At 60.3% G+C, this 20018-nt stretch carries 17 protein-coding genes; 5 read left to right on the top strand and 12 right to left on the bottom strand.

All coding sequences use genetic code 11. The annotated features are described in order from the left end of the window. Positions 1-23: 23 nt before the first annotated feature. The 6 genes from KHO18_RS15265 to pilB form a co-directional block, all read right to left on the bottom strand. On the bottom strand, positions 24-215 hold the full coding sequence (locus tag KHO18_RS15265; RefSeq protein WP_144201279.1) for a DNA gyrase inhibitor YacG: 192 nt from the start codon (positions 213-215) through the stop codon (positions 24-26). A gap of 10 nt (positions 216-225) precedes the next feature. Further along, a complete protein-coding gene (zapD, locus tag KHO18_RS15260) occupies positions 226-984 on the bottom strand; it encodes a cell division protein ZapD (RefSeq protein ID WP_144201281.1) in 759 nt (252 codons plus the stop codon). Positions 985-1184: 200 nt separating this feature from the next. Beyond that, entirely contained in the window at positions 1185-1793 is a 609-nt protein-coding gene (gene coaE, locus KHO18_RS15255) for a dephospho-CoA kinase (protein ID WP_144201283.1), read from the bottom strand. 54 nt (positions 1794-1847) lie between these two features. Further along, positions 1848-2714 carry a prepilin peptidase gene (locus KHO18_RS15250; protein ID WP_144201285.1) on the bottom strand — a complete coding sequence of 289 codons (867 nt, stop codon included), beginning with the start codon at positions 2712-2714 and terminating at the stop codon, positions 1848-1850. 3 nt (positions 2715-2717) lie between these two features. Beyond that, positions 2718-3983: a type II secretion system F family protein gene (locus tag KHO18_RS15245; protein ID WP_144201287.1), complete on the bottom strand. Its 1266-nt coding sequence runs from the start codon at positions 3981-3983 to the stop codon at positions 2718-2720. Between the two features lie 36 nt (positions 3984-4019). Then, on the bottom strand, positions 4020-5747 hold the full coding sequence (gene pilB, locus KHO18_RS15240; protein ID WP_144201289.1) for a type IV-A pilus assembly ATPase PilB: 1728 nt from the start codon (positions 5745-5747) through the stop codon (positions 4020-4022). Between the two features lie 395 nt (positions 5748-6142). Here pilB and KHO18_RS15235 point away from each other — a divergent pair, with 395 nt between their 5' ends. Together KHO18_RS15235 and KHO18_RS15230 are read left to right on the top strand one after the other, a co-directional pair. Continuing rightward, positions 6143-7246, top strand: coding sequence for a site-specific integrase (locus KHO18_RS15235; protein WP_211943466.1), 1104 nt, complete (start codon positions 6143-6145; stop codon positions 7244-7246). An 83-nt stretch (positions 7247-7329) separates the two neighbouring features. Continuing rightward, positions 7330-7791, top strand: a complete 462-nt coding sequence (locus tag KHO18_RS15230) for a TrbI/VirB10 family protein (RefSeq protein WP_211943465.1) — start codon at positions 7330-7332, stop codon at positions 7789-7791. Positions 7792-8233: 442 nt separating this feature from the next. Here the strand turns inward: KHO18_RS15230 and KHO18_RS15225 are convergent, their stop codons facing one another. Next, a complete protein-coding gene (locus KHO18_RS15225) occupies positions 8234-8716 on the bottom strand; it encodes a very short patch repair endonuclease (RefSeq protein ID WP_211943464.1) in 483 nt (160 codons plus the stop codon). A 41-nt stretch (positions 8717-8757) separates the two neighbouring features. Between KHO18_RS15225 and KHO18_RS15220 the strand changes: the two genes are divergently transcribed. Next, on the top strand, positions 8758-10311 hold the full coding sequence (locus tag KHO18_RS15220) for a DNA cytosine methyltransferase (RefSeq protein ID WP_211943463.1): 1554 nt from the start codon (positions 8758-8760) through the stop codon (positions 10309-10311). Between the two features lie 48 nt (positions 10312-10359). On the opposite strand, the gene KHO18_RS15215 is transcribed toward KHO18_RS15220, so the two are convergent. The 4 genes from KHO18_RS15215 to KHO18_RS15200 are packed head-to-tail and all read right to left on the bottom strand — an operon-like array spanning position 10360 to position 17563. Continuing rightward, positions 10360-12405, bottom strand: a complete 2046-nt coding sequence (locus KHO18_RS15215; protein WP_211943462.1) for an AIPR family protein — start codon at positions 12403-12405, stop codon at positions 10360-10362. After that, on the bottom strand, positions 12395-13360 hold the full coding sequence (locus KHO18_RS15210) for a PD-(D/E)XK motif protein (RefSeq protein ID WP_211943461.1): 966 nt from the start codon (positions 13358-13360) through the stop codon (positions 12395-12397). The genes KHO18_RS15215 and KHO18_RS15210 overlap by 11 nt, the downstream gene beginning before the upstream one ends. Next, the gene (locus tag KHO18_RS15205; RefSeq protein ID WP_211943460.1) at positions 13344-16055 is read right to left on the bottom strand and encodes a Z1 domain-containing protein; all 2712 of its coding nucleotides are present in this window, start codon (positions 16053-16055) and stop codon (positions 13344-13346) included. The genes KHO18_RS15210 and KHO18_RS15205 overlap by 17 nt, the downstream gene beginning before the upstream one ends. A gap of 2 nt (positions 16056-16057) precedes the next feature. Further along, positions 16058-17563, bottom strand: a complete 1506-nt coding sequence (locus tag KHO18_RS15200; RefSeq protein ID WP_211943459.1) for an ATP-binding protein — start codon at positions 17561-17563, stop codon at positions 16058-16060. 899 nt (positions 17564-18462) lie between these two features. Here KHO18_RS15200 and KHO18_RS28450 point away from each other — a divergent pair. Further along, positions 18463-18798: a hypothetical protein gene (locus KHO18_RS28450; RefSeq protein WP_244844818.1), complete on the top strand. Its 336-nt coding sequence runs from the start codon at positions 18463-18465 to the stop codon at positions 18796-18798. 97 nt (positions 18799-18895) lie between these two features. Here the strand turns inward: KHO18_RS28450 and KHO18_RS15190 are convergent, their stop codons facing one another. Continuing rightward, the gene (locus KHO18_RS15190) at positions 18896-19411 is read right to left on the bottom strand and encodes a hypothetical protein (RefSeq protein ID WP_244844821.1); all 516 of its coding nucleotides are present in this window, start codon (positions 19409-19411) and stop codon (positions 18896-18898) included. Between the two features lie 290 nt (positions 19412-19701). Here KHO18_RS15190 and KHO18_RS15185 point away from each other — a divergent pair, with 290 nt between their 5' ends. Further along, entirely contained in the window at positions 19702-19920 is a 219-nt protein-coding gene (locus KHO18_RS15185; protein WP_211943458.1) for a hypothetical protein, read from the top strand. Positions 19921-20018: the final 98 nt, after the last annotated feature.

Genomic DNA, 20018 nt, shown 5'->3' with positions numbered 1-20018 from the left:
GAGGCCGGGCGGCGGGGCGCCGCTCAGTCGTCCTCGTCTTCGGGCAGGTCCGCCGAGGGCGTCTCGCCGGGCTTGCCGCCAATCACATACTTCTCGGCCGCCCAGGCGCCCAGGTCGATCTGCTTGCAGCGGTCGGAGCAGAAGGGACGGAACTTGTTTTCCTGCACCCACGGCACATCCTTGCCGCAGGTGGGACATTTGACGACGGCTGGCATCGGGAAGACTTCAGAAATTGCAGAGCTTGAGCAGGAACGGGATGTCGGCATCGACCGAACGCGGTCGCATGTCGCCGTCCTGCTGGGTGAAACGGACCCAGAGCATGTACTTGTTGGCGCTCATCTCGGGGATGAAGGCCAGCAGCGAGTCGTCGAGGTAGACCTGCATCAGCTGGTAGCTGCGGCCTGACAGCATCTGCTGGTAGCTGCCGCCCGTGGCGATGACCTTGCCGCTCTGGCCGGACTCGCGCAGCAGCCGCAGCACGATCGACGTGCCCATGCGCAGCGACGTGAGCGGGCGCGCCCACTTGAGGATATCGGCCTGGCGGTCCTCGGCAGGGCGGTGCTGCCACGCGAAATAGGCCGGCAGGTCGAATTCGCAGGTGCCGCCCGGGATGATGGCGCGGCTGCGGATGCTCGTGAGCCACTCGTTGTCGGCCAGCAGCTGGCCAGCCTTGCCCACGGTTTGGTTCAGCGCGGTAATGCCCTGTTCGATCTCGGCAATGACGTTGGCCAGCGCGTCCTGGTCGATCTGCGGATTGGCGCGCAGCGGCGAGAGCGCCTGGCGCTGGCGCTCCAGTTCCTTGATCAGGTCGGTCTTGAGGTCGGCGCGGCCGGCCACGTCGATGATCTCGAAGATCGTCGTAATGGCCACGTGATGCTGCTGCGGGTGAACCTGCCCGAGGAAATAATCCAGCCGATCGAACAGGTCTTCCAGGCGCAGGAGCGTCCTGATGCGTTCGTTGAAAGGATATTCGTACAGGATCAAGGGAGGTATCCGTGCTGCGCGCCGAGGGGCCGGAAGCCGAAGGGCAGTTTCAATCGAGTGCCGGAGGACGGCGGTCTGGCGGAACTTCGGAAAATCCGTCAGTTAGCACGCTTTTCCCGGCATGTTCAGCGCATTCTATGCGAGTCGCGCCCCGAGGACAAATGCAATCTGCCCGTGCGGCGTACTCGGGGCGTGCCGTGCTAGCCGGCGTGCTGGCGATACTTGGCGTCGAGCCGCGCCACCTGGGGCGCGAGGGCTTCGGGCGGGCCGTCGTTGTCGATCACATCGTCGGCCACGGCCAGCCGCGCGGCGCGCGTGGCCTGCCGGGCCATGATCGCCAGCGCCTGCGCGCGCGTGAAGCCGTTGCGCGCCATCACACGGGCGATCTGGGTCTCTTCCTGGCAGTCGACCACCAGCACGCGGCCCACGCGGGCGCGCCAGCTGCCGGATTCCACCAGCAGCGGCACCACATAGATCAGATACGGATGCTGGCCGCCCGCGCGGACGGCGGCGGCACGGGACTCCGTCAGCGAACGGATCAGCGGATGGGTGATGCCCTCGAGCGTGGCCTTGGCCGTGGGGTCCGAGAAGACCAGGGCGCGCATGGCGTCGCGGTCCATGGCGCCGTCCGGCCGCAGGCAGCCGGGGCCGAACGCCGCCACGAGCGGGCCGATGGCGGCGCCGCCGGGCGCGGTGATTTCATGCGCGAGCAGGTCGGTATCGATCAGCGCGGCGCCGCGTGCGGCAAACATGTCGGCAACGCGGGTCTTGCCGGAGCCGATGCCGCCCGTGAGTCCGATTTCCAGCATGGAGAAGCGTGTCGGTAGCGTGGAGGAATGGCGCCAACGATACCAGTTTTCCCGTCAGCGGCTGAAGGTCAGCCCCAGCGGCAGCACATCGGCGCCGAAGAACAGCACGATCAGCCCCGCGCCGGCGATGAACGGCCCGAACGGGAACGGCGTCTCGCGGCCCTGGCGCCGCACGACCAGCAGCACGATGCCGAACACCGCGCCCACGATCGACGACAGCAGCACCAGCGCCGGCAGCGCCTGCCAGCCGAACCAGGCGCCCAGCGCGCCCATCAGCTTGAAGTCGCCATAACCCATGCCCTCCTTGCCGCGCACGAGCTTGAACAGCCAGTAGACGCTCCACAGCAGCAGGTAGCCGGCGGCGGCGCCAATCACGGCATCGGCCAGCGGCGCGAAGGCGCCGTTCAGGTTCAGCAGCAGCCCGAGCCAGAGCAGGGGCAGCGTGATCTGGTCCGGCAGCAACTGGGTGTCGGCGTCGATCATGGTCAGCGCGACCAGGCTCCAGACCATGACGATGGCGGCCAGCGCCTGCACGGTCGCGCCGAAATGCCACATCGCCAGCGCGCTCAGCACGGCCGTGGCCAGTTCCACCAGCGGATAGCGGATACCGATGGGCGCCTTGCAGGCCGAGCATTTCCCACGCAGGAGCAGGTAGCTGATCACCGGCACATTTTCCCAGGCGGCGATCTGGTGGCCGCAGTGCGGGCAGGCCGAGCGCGGCACCATGAGGTTGTAGCGGTCCGGGTGGGGCAGCGGCTCGTCTCGGAGTTCGGCCAGATAGTTGGCCTCGTCGTGCTCCATCATCCGGGGCAGGCGATGGATCACCACGTTGAGGAAACTGCCCACCAGCAGGCCCAGCAGGCCGGCCGCCACGATCAGGAACAGCGGCGGCACGGCTTCAAGCGCGGATACAGCCTGCATCGGTCACACCACCTGGCCCAGCTTGAAGATCGGCAGGTACATCGCCACCACCATGCCGCCAATCAGCACGCCCAGGATCACGATGATCAGCGGCTCGATCAGGCTGGAGATGGCCGCCACGGCGTCATCGACCTCGCGCTCGTAGAATTCCGCCACCTTGAGCAGCATGTTGTCCAGCGCGCCAGACTCCTCGCCAATCTGCGTCATCTGGAGCACCATGTTGTCGAACACGTGCGTGGCCTGCATGGCGTTGGTCAGGCTGGTACCGATCCGCACGGCCTGTTCGATTTCCCGCGTGGCATCGTAATATAGCCAGTTACCGGCGGCGCCGGCCACGGATTCCATCGACTCCACCAGCGGCGTGCCGGCGGCGAACATCGTGGCCAGCGTGCGGGTCCAGCGTGCGATCACGGCCTTGCGGAACAGGCTGCCGAAGATCGGCAGCTTCAGCAGTGCCTTGTCGTGCCAGCGCTGGACCTTTTCGGAGGTCTTGCGCGCCCGGATGTAGAAGATGATCGAGGCAATCGGTATCCCGATCACCAGATACCAGTACGTGACGAAGAAGTCGGACATGTTGATCACGACCATCGTCGGCGCAGGCAGGGCGGCGCCGAAGCTCGAGAACACGCCCTTGAACGCCGGAATCACGAACAGCATCAGCACCACGGTCACGGCGAAGGCCACGCAGAGCACCGAGATCGGGTAGATCATCGCGGACTTGATCTGGCTCTTCAGCGCGATGGTCTTTTCCATGTAGAGCGAAAGGCGCTCCAGCAGGGCATCGAGAATACCGCCCTGCTCACCCGCGTCGATCAGGTTGCAGTACAGCGTGTCGAAGTACTTCGGCTGGCGCCGGAACGCCGTGGCCATGCTGCTGCCGGCCTCGATGTCGAAGCGGATGTCGGACAGCAGCTGGGTGAAATTGGGGTTGGCGTGGCCGCGCGCGATGATGTCGATCGATTGCAGCAGCGGAATGCCGGCCTTGAGCATGGTCGAGAGCTGGCGCGTGAAGTACGCAATATCCTTCTCGGTGATCTTCTTGCCGCGCGCCGCCTTGCGCTTCTTCATCTTGACGACGGTCAGCCCCTGCTTGCGCAGCGTGGCGACGACCTCCGCCTGGCTTTCGGCCCGTTGCTCGCCCTTGAAGCCCTTGCCCTTCCGGTCCTTGGCTTCCCACTCGAAGATGTATTGCGTGGGCGCCTTCCGCCCTGATTTGGCCCGCGACGGCGCTGCCGTCCGGGCGCCCGCCGCTGGTGCGCGCGTCGCCATGATTTGACCCCCGACTAATGTCTATTGACTATTGTTTTACGTATTGGTGGTCGCCAGCACTTCTTCGAGTGACGTGACGCCCTGTTTGACCTTGAGCAGGCCAGATTCCCGCAAAGATAGCACGCCGTCCCGGCGCGCCTGCTCGGCGATTTGCAGCGCCGTGCCGTGCGACAGAATGATCTGCTGCATGGCTTCCGTAATCGGCATGACCTGGTAAATACCGCAGCGGCCCTTGTAGCCGCTGCCATTGCAGCGCTCGCAGCCCACCGGGTGGTAGGGCTGCCAGCTGCCGTCGGTGTCGGCCTCGGTGAAGCCGGCGTCGAGCAGGGCCGGCTTGGGAATGTCGCCCGCACGCTTGCAGGTGCAGAGCCGGCGCGCCAGCCGCTGCGCCGTGATCATCAGCACCGACGACGCGATGTTGAACGGCGCCACGCCCATGTTCATCAGGCGCGTGAGCGTGGTCGGGGCGTCGTTGGTGTGCAGCGTGGAGAGCACCAGGTGGCCCGTCTGGGCGGCCTTGATCGAGATATCGGCGGTTTCCAGGTCGCGGATTTCGCCGACCATGATGATGTCCGGATCCTGCCGCAGGAACGACTTCAGCGCCGCCGCGAAGGTCAGGCCGGCCTTGTCGTTCACGTTCACCTGGTTGATGCCGGGCAGTTGGATTTCCGCCGGATCCTCGGCCGTGGAGATATTGATGTCGCCCTGGTTCAGCATGTTCAGGAACGTATAGAGCGACACCGTCTTGCCGCTGCCGGTGGGGCCGGTGACCAGCACCATCCCGTACGGCCGCTTGATCACCTCCAGCAGCAGCGCCTTCTGCGCGGGCTCGTAGCCGAGCTGGTCGATGTCGAGCTTGTCGGACGAGGATTCCAGAATCCGCATCACGATCTTCTCGCCGAACAGCGTGGGCAGCGTGGAGACGCGGAAGTCGATCGCTTTCTCGATGACCTCCTTGGCGTCCTTGTCCTTGGGCAGCGAGAGCAGCAGCTTCATGCGGCCGTCCTGCGGCACGCGCTTTTCCGAGATGTCCAGGCGCGACAGCACCTTGATCCGGGTGGCGATCTTGTCGCGGATATCGAGCGGCGGACGCGCCACTTCCTGCAGCACGCCGTCCACGCGGAAGCGCACGCGGTAGAAGAACTCGAAGGGCTCGAAGTGCAAGTCCGATGCGCCGCGCTGGAAGGCTTCGGTCAGCAGCTTCTGGAGGAAGCGCACCACGGGGGCATCGTCGATTTCGTTGCCCGGCGTGCCCTTGCGGGCGCCGGCCGCAGCGGCCACCGGGTCGTACTCGATCATCTTGGTGGCGGTGGGCGTCACGGGGGAGATGTTCTTCATCGTCCCGAGCGCCTCGCCGGCGGCGCGCACGTGCTTCATCAGCTTGTCGTGCTCCACCACCACGGTTTCCACCGGCAGGTTGAACTTCTGCTTGATGGCGTCCACACCGGCCTGGTTGGTCGGGTCGGACAGCGCCACGATGAGCCGGTTCTCACGGCGGCCCAGCGGCAGCAGGCGGTGGGCGTGGAATTCGCGGTTGCCGGCCAGCGCGGGCGGCACGCGGTTGAGGTTGTACTGGGCCAGGTCCAGCAGCGGCAACTGGTACTTGTCGGCGGCGAAGATGGCCACGTCGTGGGCAGACATGGTGCCGCTGCCGATGATCTCGTCAATCAGCTGCGACTTCTTCTCCCGGGCCGATTGCTCAAGCTGCGCGAGTAGCGCGGGGGCGATCCGTCGGCTCTGGGCGAGCGCAAGGCCTAGTGTCATGGCGAAATACGAGCGATAAGCGCACGATCGGATGAAGCCGGCCGGCGGCGCGTTTGACTGCGGCGGGATCGGGTGCAAAGGGTCCCGGACCGGGGCAGTTTGCCGTCGGGGTCACTTTTTGTAAAGCGACGGGGCGGGCGCGTTGGCGTTTGCGCGACACGTCCGCAACCCTACTTGCGCGGGGGAAGGAGAAGGGGGGCGGGAAACGAAAAAAGCCGCACATTGCTGTGCGGCTTTTTCGTGGACATCACGCTGGCGCATGACATCGAAATCTGGTCGGGGTGAGAGGATTCGAACCTCCGGCCTCTACGTCCCGAACGTACTATGAGTCGCTTATTTGACGGGAGTGTGAGGCAAAAGTATCATTTGTTGGGACAATTTTGGGACAGTTTGGAATGGGCACGATCACCAAGCGAGGGGAGCTTCAATGGCAGGCGAAGGTTCGGAAAGAGGGGTTTCCGAATCAATCCCGCACGTTCATGTACAAGGAAGACGCCGAGAAGTGGGTGCGGACCATCGAGCGCGAACTGGAGACAACCGGCTTCGTGGATCGTCGCGAGGCTGAAAAAAACACGCTTGGAAATGTGCTTCAGAGGTATCGGAGGGAGGTTACGCCTTCCAAGAAGTCGGCCGATATCGAGTCGATCAAGATCAACGTCATCCTAGGTGACGCAATTCTCCCCAAGCTCAAGATGTCTGCCGTCACTAGCAGCGCTGTGGCCAGCTGGCGGGACCGTCGCCTCAAGACGGTCAGTGGGGCGACCGTGAATCGCGAGATCGACGTGCTGTCCACGGTGTTTAACCATGCCCGCCGCGAATGGGGCATCCACGTCGAGAATCCAATTCGGTATGTGAAGCGCCCCGACAAGGCCAAGGCGAGAGATCGTCGCTTTTCAGCAGATGAGGAGGCCTACTTGCTCGCCGCCTTAACGGGTGGGACTCGCCAGGCTGATGGCACGTTCAGTAAGGGGGCTCGCAACCCGTGGTTAATGCCGCTTGTCCGGCTCGCCATGGAAACGGCCATGCGCCGCGGTGAGTTGCTTGCCCTTGACTGGGAAAACGTGGACTTGAAGCGCCAGACCGCACATCTGCCCGACACAAAGAATGGTGACGCCCGTACGGTGCCTCTTTCGACCAAGGCAGTTGGCATCCTTGAGGCGCTTCCCTCGCCCGATGCAGACGCAGATGTGGCTGATGCTACGCGTACAGGGAAGGTCTTTGCGACAACTGCCTTGGCGCTTCGCAAGGGTTTTACGCGAGCCATCACGCGCGCGCAGGAGCAGTACATCGCCGATTGTAGGGAGGCCAAGCGAAAGCCGCTGGCCGGCTTTCTTGTTGATGTTCACTTTCATGATACGCGTCACGAGGGGGCTTCCCGGCTGGCCGAGAAGCTGTCGAATGTCCTAGAGTTGTCTGCCGTGACCGGGCACCGGGACCTGAGGATGCTCAAGCGTTACTATCACCCGCGTGCCGAAGAACTCGCGAAAAAGCTCGGCTAAATTGCCCTCCCATCTGTGATGAAAGTATCAGCTGTCGACGTCTTGACTGTAGAATGCGAAGTGAAAGTCTCACGGGAGGGGAAATGAAGAATTTGAGATCCACATTCGCTTTGCTTGCAGCGCCCGTCCTTGTTACGTCAGCGCTTGCCGTTGAGCCAAAAGTGCTTCAGCTAGAGGAGCCTATTCGGCTTTCGGCAAGACAGGTGCAGCCGTTTGAGGTGGTTTCGGGTACGTACATTCCCCTTGTCTTGCTAAATGTGGATGCAGTAATGGTTACGGCTCAGGTCTCAAGGGATGTGTACGATTTCTACCAGAATGTTGTAATTCCAAGGGGCAGCCGGCTGGTAGGTAAGGAGACGCGGCAGATAAAGGAAAGGCACGAAGTTATTTGGACCGGTTTGCAGATCCCATCTATCGCCGGGACGCTTCGCCTTGATCCTCCTATCCACGCAACGATGCCTGATGGATCTTCAGGTGTGGTGGATTTCAAGCCGGCAGCGATTGTCGGTGCAGTTACGAGTGAGCCGTTTGTCGTTCCACATTAACTAGGGCGCAAAAGGGGTCCATTTGCCTTTTGTGTGTAGGTGGATTCCGTGGGCTGTCCTGCTGTGGCGCAAAATCGAGTAAATGAAAGCGCGAGCGCGCGGGAAAGTTGAGAGTCTTGGTTCGACCCCAAGCCGACGGTCGTCACTGGCAGGAGCGGCCGCTTAAGGAAGTCCCCGGGTCGCAGGCGCAGGTTTGGATAGCGCTCAGGCGCTCCGTTTTAACCAGAACGTGCGCCTGCTCAATGCCGCTGCTGCCATGTGGCTTGGCAATAAGGTCGGGCGCAATGCCACTGCCTCTGTTCGCGCTGCGGCAATCTGCATCAGTGGGGGCTACTGCTATGCGCGGGACTCAAGGCCGGTTCAGAAAGTCCCTTCCCCACGATCAAATTTTTGCCCATTCGACCAATTCAGAGCACGTTTGAACGCCTGCTTTTATTGGTGCTCAGCTTAGAAATTCTCGCTGCTTCGCTACATCATTGCCACGAGCCGGCCATTCATAAACCGCGTCCGGCATTCCGGTGATGATGTCAGGTAACCATGCGAGCTGGGTTACCGCATTCGCCTCCCGTAGCCCGCATTCCCAGATTATAATTACGGTCCAGCCAGCAGCTCGTAACGCTTCGACATTCTTCGTGTCCCGAGACACGTTCGCTTCGAATTTCATTTGCCACTTCTGATCGTTGGACCGCGGATTGGTCGCGTACCTGCATCTTGGATGACGATGCCAGAAACAGCCGTGGACGAAAATGGCAGTCCGGTACTTGGGCAGCGCCAGATCCGGCCGCCCGGGCAATTTCTTGTCGTGCAGCGTGTACCTGAATCCACGCCGGTGCAAGAAGCGACGCACAGCTAACTCCGGCTTCGTATCCTTGGATCTGATTCCGGCCATCATCCGGGAACGCGTAGCCTTGTCGACAACGTCCATATCCTGGTATCCTGGCTGGTAAAGAAACTAATTCAGAAGGTATGCGCCTCAATAGCCACATTCCCATCGTCGACCTGTTTGCAGGTCCTGGAGGCCTAGGGGAGGGATTTTCATCCGCTGAGGGGCAACCGTTTCGCATTGCCGTATCCGCTGAAATGGAGCAATCCGCCCACGCGACGCTGCGGCTGCGTGCTTTCTATCGGATCCTGAAGCGAGGAGGCGAAAGTGCGCTTGCGCCATATTACAGCTTCTGCAACGGTGACGCCGAAGTGCCATATGACACCGCCAGTCTCGATGCATGGGACGAGGCAGGCAAGGAAGCGCTGCAGCTTACGCTCGGCGAGTCGAAAGACAACAAGATTCTGGACGACACCATCCGGCAGAGCGGCATCGGACCTGACGTCGACTGGGTGCTGATTGGTGGCCCGCCCTGTCAGGCCTACTCGCTGGTTGGGCGCTCGCGCAATCGAGGCAAAAAGGATTACCGGCCGGAGGACGATCACCGCCATTTTCTCTACCGTGAATACCTGCGCATCATCCGGCGCTACCGGCCATCGGTATTCGTGATGGAAAACGTGAAGGGCATCCTTTCGTCGTCCGTGAACGGTCAGAAGATCTTCCACAGCATTCTGAGCGACTTGGCGCGCAGTGGCTACCGCATCCACTCGCTGTCAACCGATACGCATTACAACCGGCAAATGGATCCGGACGAGATTGACGCTCGCGATTTCATTGTCCGTGCCGAGGACCATGGCATTCCACAGGCCCGGCATCGCGTCATCCTTGTTGGCGTCCGGGACGACCTTGACGTGTGGCCCCGCCCCCTTGCCCAAGTACCGAAGTCAGAACGATCGACCGTCTCCGAAGCGATCGGGAAGCTGCCGAAACTTCGCAGCCGAATCAGCAAGGGCAAGGACGATGACGAGACTTGGTTGGCTCTGCTTGCCGCCCATCTCAAGCACTTGGCGAAAGAGTCCGCCAAGGAGGTAGAGCTGCGTCCGCTGTCAGAGGAGTTTGGCCAGCACGCGCGTTCATTGATTGCCAACCTTTCGACTGGTGGACTGAGGACGGACAAGTACACCTCCGCATCATGCTCAGTTCCAGAGCTTCGGAAATGGTACGGTGCGAGCAAGCAGCTCAAGGTCTGGCTGAATCACGAGGCTCGAGGCCACATGCAAGAGGACCTTCGTCGGTACGTCTATGCTGCAGCGTTTGCGGAGACGTATGGGCACTCACCGAAGGGCCATGAGCAGTTCAGCTTGCCGGGATTGAAGCCGAACCATGAGAACTGGGAGACCGGCAAGTTTTCGGACCGCTTCCGCGTGCAAATCGCAAACGACCCGGCAACGACCGTGACCAGCCACATTGCGAAGGACGGGCACTACTTCATCCACTACGACCCGAAGCAGTGCCGCAGTCTGACGGTACGGGAGGCAGCACGGCTGCAGACCTTCCCCGATGACTACTTCTTCAAGGGGAGTCGCACCCAGCAGTATCATCAGGTGGGGAACGCCGTCCCGCCGCTATTGGCAAAGAAAATTGCTGACACGATCGCAGCGGCAATTAGCGAACAACGCGTAAAGTCGGCGGCGTAAAAGTAAGCCGAGCCAATCTCGCTGATTGGCTCGGCTTACGCAGCCTTGTTATCCGTTGGCACCGTCAAATATGCCACGGATCTCGACAAGCCTTAGCGCCTGCTTTTCCGTCGGTATCTTTCTTGGCATGGCACAGGCGATATCCAGAATCGTCAGATCCGACGGTTTGAGATCGACGCTTGCCCCGGCCCAGTGGCGGACGCTCTTCCAGTAACCTGAACCCGCGTTCACCACGCTGATGTAGGCTTCAGCCTCGCTGAGGCCCTTCTGTTCCTTCCTGGCATCCTTCGTGTCTGCGAGCGCATCGCCACGTTCCTTGAGCAGCTGCACGAACGCGTCGGAAAGAGATAACGGCACCTTCTGCGTCGCATCCCAGCACGCTTTGCGCTTGCACCATTCCGTAACGTTGATGACGTTGTTTCTCGCCGCTCCGTCAATGATCTCTTGCTGCGCCAGCCGGCAGGACTCCAGAAGCTGCTCCTCGAATGCTCCGCTGAGCCCCTGCTCGCGCCAGATGCGCTGCAGATCCAGCTCCAGCTCCATTTCCTGTACCCTCCGAACGAGCATTGCGATTCCATACGTGACTGTCTGGGCACGATAGCCTTGCGCATACCATGGAGCCCGCCGCACCAGTGACTCGGCTCGCCTGAATATGATGGCTTCCGCCACAGCGCGCTTGAACCAGAGTTCGTTGAAGTCATGCTGGCTATGCTCCCAAGCCGCGCCAATGTACTCGGCGAACTTGGCGAAGTTCTTTTGCCCGCCCAGGCTGACGTCGTGCGGCAAACAGCGGAATGTCTGCACGTACTTTGCAAGGTCGGTTTTGTCGATGACCTGGGTCTTGGGATTCCTGGTCTGGAATTCGCGCTTCTTTGCCTCCGTCAGGTATGAGGCGGCATTGATGTATTGGCCTTTGGTGCGCTCGTAGAACCAGTGGGTCAGTATCTGGGAGCCGTCCTTGGCCGGGGCTGAAAGGCGACGGGACAAGTTCTCGATAACGATATGGAAAGGGTGGTTGGAGAAAAAGTCCGAGTCGCTTATCCGGTTCTGGCTGTTGGCGAACCGGGGAATCTTGGGCACAAGCTCCGAGGCGATTTCGGGCGGTACAACGGACAGTTTCATCTGCACGCTGACCTGGTCTATTGGCGCGCCCTTGTCCTTCTTGAATGCGTTGAAGATTGAGGCGGTGGTCTGCCCACCGTTGACGATCTGAAGGTTCGTGACCTTTTGCAGATAGGTGACGCCGCCATGGCGCTGCTCGGCCACTTCTTCCGCAGTAGCAGAGATGCCGTTGTTGTAGGGGAAAAAGCGTGTCGGCTCGTCGAGTATGGTTTTTCGGATGCCCTTGTTGACCCTGCCGCGCGCTTGCAGAAACGTTCGTACGTTCTGTTCGAGCAGTCGGCTTCCGTAGTGGTCGTAGATGCGTGCCAGCCAATCTCCGGGAATCACAGCGAGGAAGCACTGCACTTCACCGCTGCCGTCGTCGGCGGGAAGGCACACCAGCGGCTGTCCGAAAAGCTCTTCGAAATCGACGACGATTTCTTCCGGCTTTCCGGTGCCAATTGTGCGTGCGAGTCGCTCGAGGTCCCAAATGCGATACGACCAGTCCCGGCCGCTCTCTTGGCGGGAAGGAAGCTCCTTCACACTTCCAGTCAACTGCGCATTCGTCAGGAGATAGAACCTCACGCGCTGAATCTGGTCACCCTGCTCAAGTATTGTCCTGGCAAGGCCGTACGCCGGGTGCGCAACCTCCATCTGTTCGACGAATGACGTCGTGCAAGCCTTTTCGAAGAACGTCTCGGCGCGTTTAAAGCCTTGAGTCATTTCCGCTTTCGACATGCGCTCGACTTCGTTGCCAGGTCTGCAGTCAACGACATAGAGCTCCAGCAGACCGTCTTCCCAGTTTAGCGAGTACCCGTCAACGCGCATGCCGCGATGGATGTACTTGCACGGCACGAAGTCCTCGATGGAACCGGCCTCCCCAAGATACTCGGCCACGACCTCGGCAAACGCGTCGTCGGTGAAGTTATCGGACGTATCGGCGCGGACGAGAACATCCTGGGCCAGTTCTTCGCGAAACGCGTCAAGATCCACTGCTTGCTCCCATGGTTGTCCAATCAGGTTCGCTCTCGAACGGCAGACAGGCTTGCAGCTCGAGGACATATTGCACGCTTCGCACACCAACCGGAATATGCTCGGCGACTATGCGAGGAAACCCTTCCCTCACTTCGAAAAATGTCGCGGAAGAAATTGCAAAGAATCGGATTGCGTATTCGGGGCGGTCCAGGTAACCAGCCTGAAGCAGGCGGTCCTCAAATGCATCACGTGCTTCGGCATTGGTCAGACAATCCCGTATGTCGTCGACGAGGGCTGCCGGCGATCGTGCCGCATGTCCCTGCTCGGATGCCTCGCCGATCCCGTAGCACACGAGATGCAAGGTGCCCCCCAACGGCCACAGCTGCGTTGCCGACGAAATTGTGACGGCAGCCGCGCCACCTACAAGCCTCGTCTTCACTTCGAACGCCGCGGTACCGACAGTGAAGTCCTGAGGAGCTCCGGACGGCCCGTTCCAGAAAAGTACTGCCGACTGCCCGAACCTTCGAATGAGCTCGGACTGCAGAAAGGTGAGTTCCCCGAAAAGTCCGCGCAGTTCCTGGTCGCTAAGAACTCCGGCATTCGACTTGCCAAAGAAGCGCTGCCAGATTTCGAGGTGGGACCGTACGGCATCCGGTACCAACGTGGCCGACGCAATGCGTCTCGTACGCTCCAGCAAACTGTGACAGAGTGCAACAAAGATATCTTCGGTGCTGCCGTCAATCAGCCGCAAAATCAGCCGGTCGAACGAATGCTCCACCGCAACGCCCTTCAGATTCGGCATCGGGCAATCGGAATCCTGTTCTGCTCCGCGGTACAGAAAGAGCTTGCGTCCCTTAGCGTCAAGCGCCCAGAAGAAGTCGTGCGGATGCGTCGCATCGGCGCGGCGTGCGCGGAGTTCCCCGACATTGGCGGTTGCTTCGATACCGGCCCATGGGTTAGTTGCCGACGGCATCGGTGACCTCATCATCCTCGTCTTCAATCTGTTGCTGATATTGCTCTTGCCACCAGACGGTGTTCACCATGTATTCCACTTCCGCTCCGCGCCCATTCTCCTTGGTTCCCGGGAAGCTGATACCCCATGCGCAGACCGGCCTAGCCAAGGAAGCCTGGTTTTCATCGCCTTGACGGAACAGATCGAGAACGTGCAGCATCAGTAGCGGCCTTGTCCGACGGCTCCGATAAGCGGCGTCCGATACATTTGCGTTCTCGGCCTCGTCAGCGACCGCGTCAATCTGTTCCTTCGTCAGGCCGGCTCGCTCTGCGCCACGGGAGGCGACTCTCATCTTGGCGCCACCAACTTGGTAGCAGCCGCCCGTAAACACACATGCGCGTGCCTGCGGCACGATGTGCAAGGGACCCACTTGCTGCTTTTCTCCCTTTTTCAGGGTGTACAGGCAGACGTCCCACTCGCCGAGATTCTCCGGGTCGGCCTTGATGAACTCGATAATGGGACGGGACTGGGTGATGGCACCGGCATCGTCATGGTTTTCGAAAGACTGCAGGAACTGGCAAACGTCATTCGCGTTGATATGGGACCACATGTACCCAAGGTCAGATTCGACGTTATCGTTGTGCTGCGCCGCCTTCGCGGTCTCCAGCGCTTCGATAAATGCACCCAGTTTCTTGAAGTTGCTCTCAATCACGGACGGCGCCGATTTTAGGAAAACCGTTTCGACCAGCCTTCCCGCCAGCGAGACGGAATGGACGACTTTACGGCCAGTTCGCATCTTGTTGCGTGCCGTGACGATGAGAGAATCTGGGTGGGTTCTGACTTTCAAACCGAATTCCTCCGGCTTGCGTCCCTGCTGCTCCATAAATCTGAACTCGGCCCTGAGCTCGTCGATGGCCATCGAGATGTGCGAATACCAGCCGACCGCTTCGTCGGTCATGTAGATGCTGCATAGGTCGAGGTAGCCGTCCCGGTAGCCGAACCAGCGCCCCATCTGCAGCAGCGTGTCGTACATGATGGAGTTGCGGATGAAGTAGCTCGTGGTTAATCCTTCAAGGGTGAAGCCACGGGAGAGGCTGAGGCCACCAACTGCAATCACGTGCAGGCCATTCTCGCGGTAATTCCGGTAATCGAGACGGTCGGGAGATGAGTTGTTGATCGTCCTGACCACCACAGCGCCCGCGCTGTTTGCGAGGACTGGCTTGGCTTGTTCCCAAGTCTCGCCATCGGACGGCGGAAACCGGTCCCATGTTTCCTTCAATGACTGCATCGTGGGGTCGCGCAGTGCCACCTTGTCGGGCAAAGCCGCATGGAGCTTGACCGCATTCAGCACTTCTTCGAGATAGTTGGTGAGCAGCGCGGTGACTTGTCGCTGTACCGAATTGAACCTCGAGACGTTCACCAGCATCGACGAATGGTCCTGTCCTCGCCCGCGCAGAATGCGTACTGCTCGGCCCAGCACGAAACGGCGAGCCGCTTCAAGCAAACTGGGCGGAAGCGTCTCCACCTTGTGGTCAATCTTGTGTTTTTCCGGAAAGCATGCGACATGATCGGAAACCGACTCGACCAGATGTGCAAGGTCGCCGTTGTCGCCAAAGATGCGCGCAGCACTGACATAGTTGTCCGGCGCATCCAGGTTGACGATGAAATCCTTGGGGAAGAGGTCATCTTCCAGCATCGCATGACTGGAATCAGGGTCGATGAAGATGTTGGCGAACGGCGTCGCCGTATAGCCCACATAACTATTCTGTTCGAACAGCGCGAGCAGCTTCCGAATTAACCCGTTTATCTTTGTCGGGTCGCCCTCGCCCTTGGCCACGTTTACCGACGCGTTGTCGGCCTCGTCGTCGATGAGCAGCATCGGAATGCCCTGAATCTTCCCGCCCTTGATGTCATTCAGGCTAAGAAACCACTCGTGAAGATTCTGCAGCACGGTGGCCTGCTTCTTGATGACAAATACGACAGGCTCGCTGATCGCATTGAGTGAAAACGTGGCCGCCTTTGCAGAATCCTTGCGGAAGTCGTGTTCGCGTGACGTCAGACTGAACGGCAATCGGGTGACGTCGGAAATGCGGCCGACGCCCGTCTTGATGTCCTTGAGCGGCAGGTTTCGGTCTTTCTTGTCAGTATCGACGCCGATGAAGGCTTCCTCCACCCGCTGCTGAGTCTGACTTCGCAGGTTGTTGTGCACGCCAGCAAGGAGAATGATGACCTTGTAGCCGTAGTCCGCACTCTTGCAGACGACGCCATTGTAGTTGGCAGTCTTGCCTGACTGTACGTGGCCTACAACAAGGCCGCGCCTCTTCCAAGGACCACTTTTTTCCGGATTTTCGAGCAGGCCTACGATCTTATCGGTATCGCGGCCGATTGTGCCGACGACCTCTTTGGCGAATCCGGACTGCAGAAGCCAATCACGATAGCGGTTCCAGTAGAACAGGTCAGTGTCGGCGCGACGCTCCGGAAGCCATTCGTTGAACGGCAATTGCACCACGGCAGCATCCGGCATCGACAAGTCAAGCTTTTCTTCGATGGAACGCGATATTTGCTCGACGAACAGGTCTTCGCTCTCGAATTGGGGAGCGTCGTTTCCCTGAATCTGCAGGGTGAGTCGGACCACGCTGCGAATCAGGTCCGGTGTTACCGACGTACGATGGTTCAGATTGCTTCTGACTTGGTTCTCGAACTCCTGCGGACTCACGCTCAGTTCTCCTTGGATTGAAGACGTTCAATGTACTGGGACACGAATTCGGGCGTCGAGCAGAAAGGCTCAGTAATCTTCATGACCCTTTCTATTTCTGCCGGATCTGTTCCACTATCCCCGTACAGCATCGCCGCGAGGGCCTCTAGCGCTTCCGTTGTCTCCCTTGACGTATCAGTCTCATTGGGGTGGGAGGCTATGTCGTTGAACAGGGTCGCGAAGGGCAGGGAAGCGCCGATGACTGCCATGATTCCGTCAAAGCGAGGTCGCATCGCCGGCGGCAGGTCCGAGCGGAACTCGTTGACCAGTGGGTGCTCGAGGTTCGGCACATAGGAGATGCGCTCGTTGTGGTGCTTCCGGAGCCAGACGGGCTGCTTGGGTGAATTGAGCGCTGCCGTGCCCCGGTGCGTGTAGGGTCGCTTCGCGCTGTCGCGGATGCGGTCCAGAATGCCGCGCAGGCGCCGACGGACCGCTTCGGGTGGCTGGGCTCGCGACTTGCGAACGTCAATCGTCCAAAGGTGGTCCAGCGTGTTCGGAATGTCGACCTGGACACGCGCCAGTTTCGTGATTTCGTCCTGCCGTGCCATGCGGAACCACGTACCATGGATGATGAGACGGCGGTTGCGGTAGATGTAGAAGCCTTGGCCACGCAGGTAGCCCTCCTTGCCGCCCAAGGCCGTGTATTCGGATGCGCTGACCTTGCTGTGGTGTGGCAGAATATACGGGCACAACGTCACGGTCTTGCCTTCGATTTCCAGCACCTCTTCCCCGAGATGCATGGTCGCCGGGTGCCGGGCATTGAACGGATCGTAGCCGTCAATGGTCGAGCCATTAACACGGAAGGCAATCTTTGGCTTGCCCGGCTCGCCGGTAATGAACCGGTGGAAAACCAGGGCCACGTGGTCGCAGATGGTCACGATGCGCTCGTTCATCACCTGGTGGTGGTGCTTCGGGTCCGCACCCAAATCGAGACGGTCGAGCTGACGCCAGAGGACAATCGTACCCGATGAGCCAAGCTCCGCGACATCGATCGGAAATTCCGCTATTTCCGATGCCACCGGACGGCGCAATATCCAGCGGTTGCACTTTCTGACCAAATCCAGATTCCACTGCCGACAAGCAAGAGAACCACCTTGGCGGCTAATGACGGTCAGCTCGCGGCATTGGGAGAAAGAAGCGGTCTTCAGGCCCAGCCCGAATCGCCCAAGGTCGTCGGCCTTTCGTTTGCCGAGCGGATCCTTTCCACCAGGGCGCATGGCTTCGACCAGTTCAGTTTCACTCATGCCCTTGCCATCATCGATGATGGCGATCCACGGCTGTTGGTCATCGCTCCACCCAAACCGGATGTCGATGCGGCGGGCTGAAGCCGAGATGGAGTTGTCGATGATGTCAGCAGCTGCGGACTCGAGCGAGTAGCCGATGTCACGGAGCGCCTCTACGAGATTCGAGGCCGCCGGTTCGACGATGTCGAAATCTTCTTCCTGATTTTCTTTGTTTTGCGAGTTCATTTGACCAAGCAGTAGGCCGAAGGCGCGCCTGCAGGCACAAGCGAAGGCTCAGAGGCGCAGCAATGGCGCCCAAGGCGTCGCCAGCCCCTTTTGCAGAGTCCCATATACTAAAAGTAACATTTTCTTACACCACTGTCCTTTTGAACATAGGGAACGTACCCGAGAGGGAGAGAGGTGTAAAGAATCGGAATGGTTGAAAATCCGCTCATGGCTGGAATCGGCTCGCTCCAGATCAAGACGGAGGAACCCCGCGCGTGGGCGTGCGCCAAGCCGCGGCCGACCGCCTAAGCGCGATCGAGATCGACCACGAGCGTGTACCGGCAAGCCTTGCGAGGTAAACGGTCACAATTCGGGCGATCAAACTGGAGGGCACGGCCAGTTGGGCTGTGGCGTCCGCACCAATGTGCGCTCGTGATCTCCGCATCCGTAAACGTGCCCCATATAATCGAAGTGATGGAGCGCATACAGTCGATCAATCCCGCACGCATTCAATGGTTTTGTGGTGATTGCGTCACAAAACTGGGGCGCTCACCCTGGCTACGGGCATTGCACCAGCCACCATGCTTGGATTGTGAGTTTCATCGAGTTCGCGCCCCCACTGGAAAAACGGGTAAGGGCATCCAGTCGACGACCCATACTTCAAGTTTCGAATAGCGTCAGCAAGTCGCCCCATCGCAGCTATGATTGTTTTGCCCTACTGGAACGATACTACGTGCCTTGCCCATCCGGGGGACGAAATATCCTCTTGAGGCAGGCGAAGGTGCTCTAGCTTGGCGACCCTTTGTCGGCCTTTTCGGGGATCCTTGCCGCCTAAGCTGCCGAGGCAAGCTGTGCGTGTATACCAATATAGTGCAGTGAGAGTACGAACCGCGTGCGCGTGCGACCCCTGCGGCCGTCGCATGAGCCCTGACGAACCTGGCGAGTGGCAGGAGCGACTGTCGATTGACCACCTTGGCGGCTTCGAATCGGTCTTTGGCGACGGAAACACCGTCAGCCTCGACCTGTGTCAGCGCTGTGTCCAGGACGTCCTGGGCGCTTGGCTCCGCATCACGCTGCCCGCCGGTGCCGAATTTCCGCCGCTGTGCCCGGCGCCGGACTTGTTTGGGCTGTGGAGGGACAAGCAGCTTGATGGGCTGGCCTACCAGGAGGCGCTGCGCGGGTCGGTCGTCTGCTACGACGACCCGACGGAACCGGTCGAGGACACCGGCGATGAGAAGCGGCAGAAGAAGCGCTGACCATGGCAATGGCATAATGGTTGCAGGCTTAGCCAACGAGGTCGCCCCAGTATCCTTGGTGGCCGCCAGAAGCCCGCGTGAGCGGGTTTCTGTGTTTTTATGACTCAGATTCACACTCGGAAGGCAAGCTTGAGTGCCCGCGCGTCGTGTAGCGATGGTGCCGCCCGCCGTGCTCCATGAAGTAGGCTTCGAGTCGGCCGACGTCAATCGCTGCGGCTCCAATGTGACAGGCCTGCCAGCCAAGAGGCACCTCTCCAGCCAAGTCGACGAGCAGTTCCCAATCCTCGCCGTAGTCGAAGCACAGCACGCGCTCTGGCTCGTCCGCGAAGTGCGCGAGCCAGGCCAACAGAGCCGTGCGCAATGCCTCTAGCGTGAAAACGCACCCCGGATATTGACCGAGCTGCGGTAGCACAGCCTCACGCACGAAGGCGCTGCAGCTCGCTTGACTGAAGTCCGAGCGTTCACCGTAGAACTCGCGCCCATCGTCGGCGACAAGCGCGATACTGATCAGCTCGCAGTCGAGAAAATCAGTGAACTCACAATTGACAAAAAGGTGCACCGTAGTGGCCAGAGTGTGAATGACAGAATCCCAATGATGAAGCAACCACGTCACCCAGGCCAGTTGTTGCGCGAAGACGTGCTAGTACCACTGGGCATCGAGATTACCGAAGCGGGCCAGGCGACTCGGGATTTCGCGTACGGCGCCTTCTCGCGTGCTCCACGGCCATGCCGGCATCAGTCCTGACTTGGCCGTGCGGCTCGAACACGCAGGCGCAGCCCCGCCCGGTTCTGGACTAAGCTGGCAGTCCAAATAGGAGCTCAGCTTGGCCGAGCAGTGAGACCAGCCGCGGTTGTGCCCCTGCAATTGGCGCAGGTGGCCCGATCAGACAAGGAGTAGCCACGATGGAAACCCGCCCAATTTGCGACGAAGCGGACTACGAAAAGGCGTTGAAGGTCGCGGCTCGCCTTGTCGACGCAGATCCTGCTCACGGCACCCGCGAGGGGGACCAACTGGAGGCGCTGGCCACGCTGATCGAGTGCTATGAGGCCGAGCGCTTTCCGCTCGATCTGTCCGGCGCGAGCGAGGCCATCAAAATCCGCATGGAGCAGGCTGGGCGCTAGGCCAGCGACAAATGGCGCGGAGATGGATTGCAGTTGTCGGTCTGGGTCTGGACTGTTCTTACCCTTCGTAAGGCAAGGCCGCGAGTGCGCGGTAAGTG

Origin of the sequence: Cupriavidus campinensis, assembly GCF_905397395.1 — a bacterium.
In the GTDB taxonomy this organism is placed as follows: domain Bacteria; phylum Pseudomonadota; class Gammaproteobacteria; order Burkholderiales; family Burkholderiaceae; genus Cupriavidus; species Cupriavidus campinensis.
The sequence above is the reverse complement of the archived record's forward strand: the minus strand, read 5'-3'. Positions and strand labels throughout refer to the sequence as shown.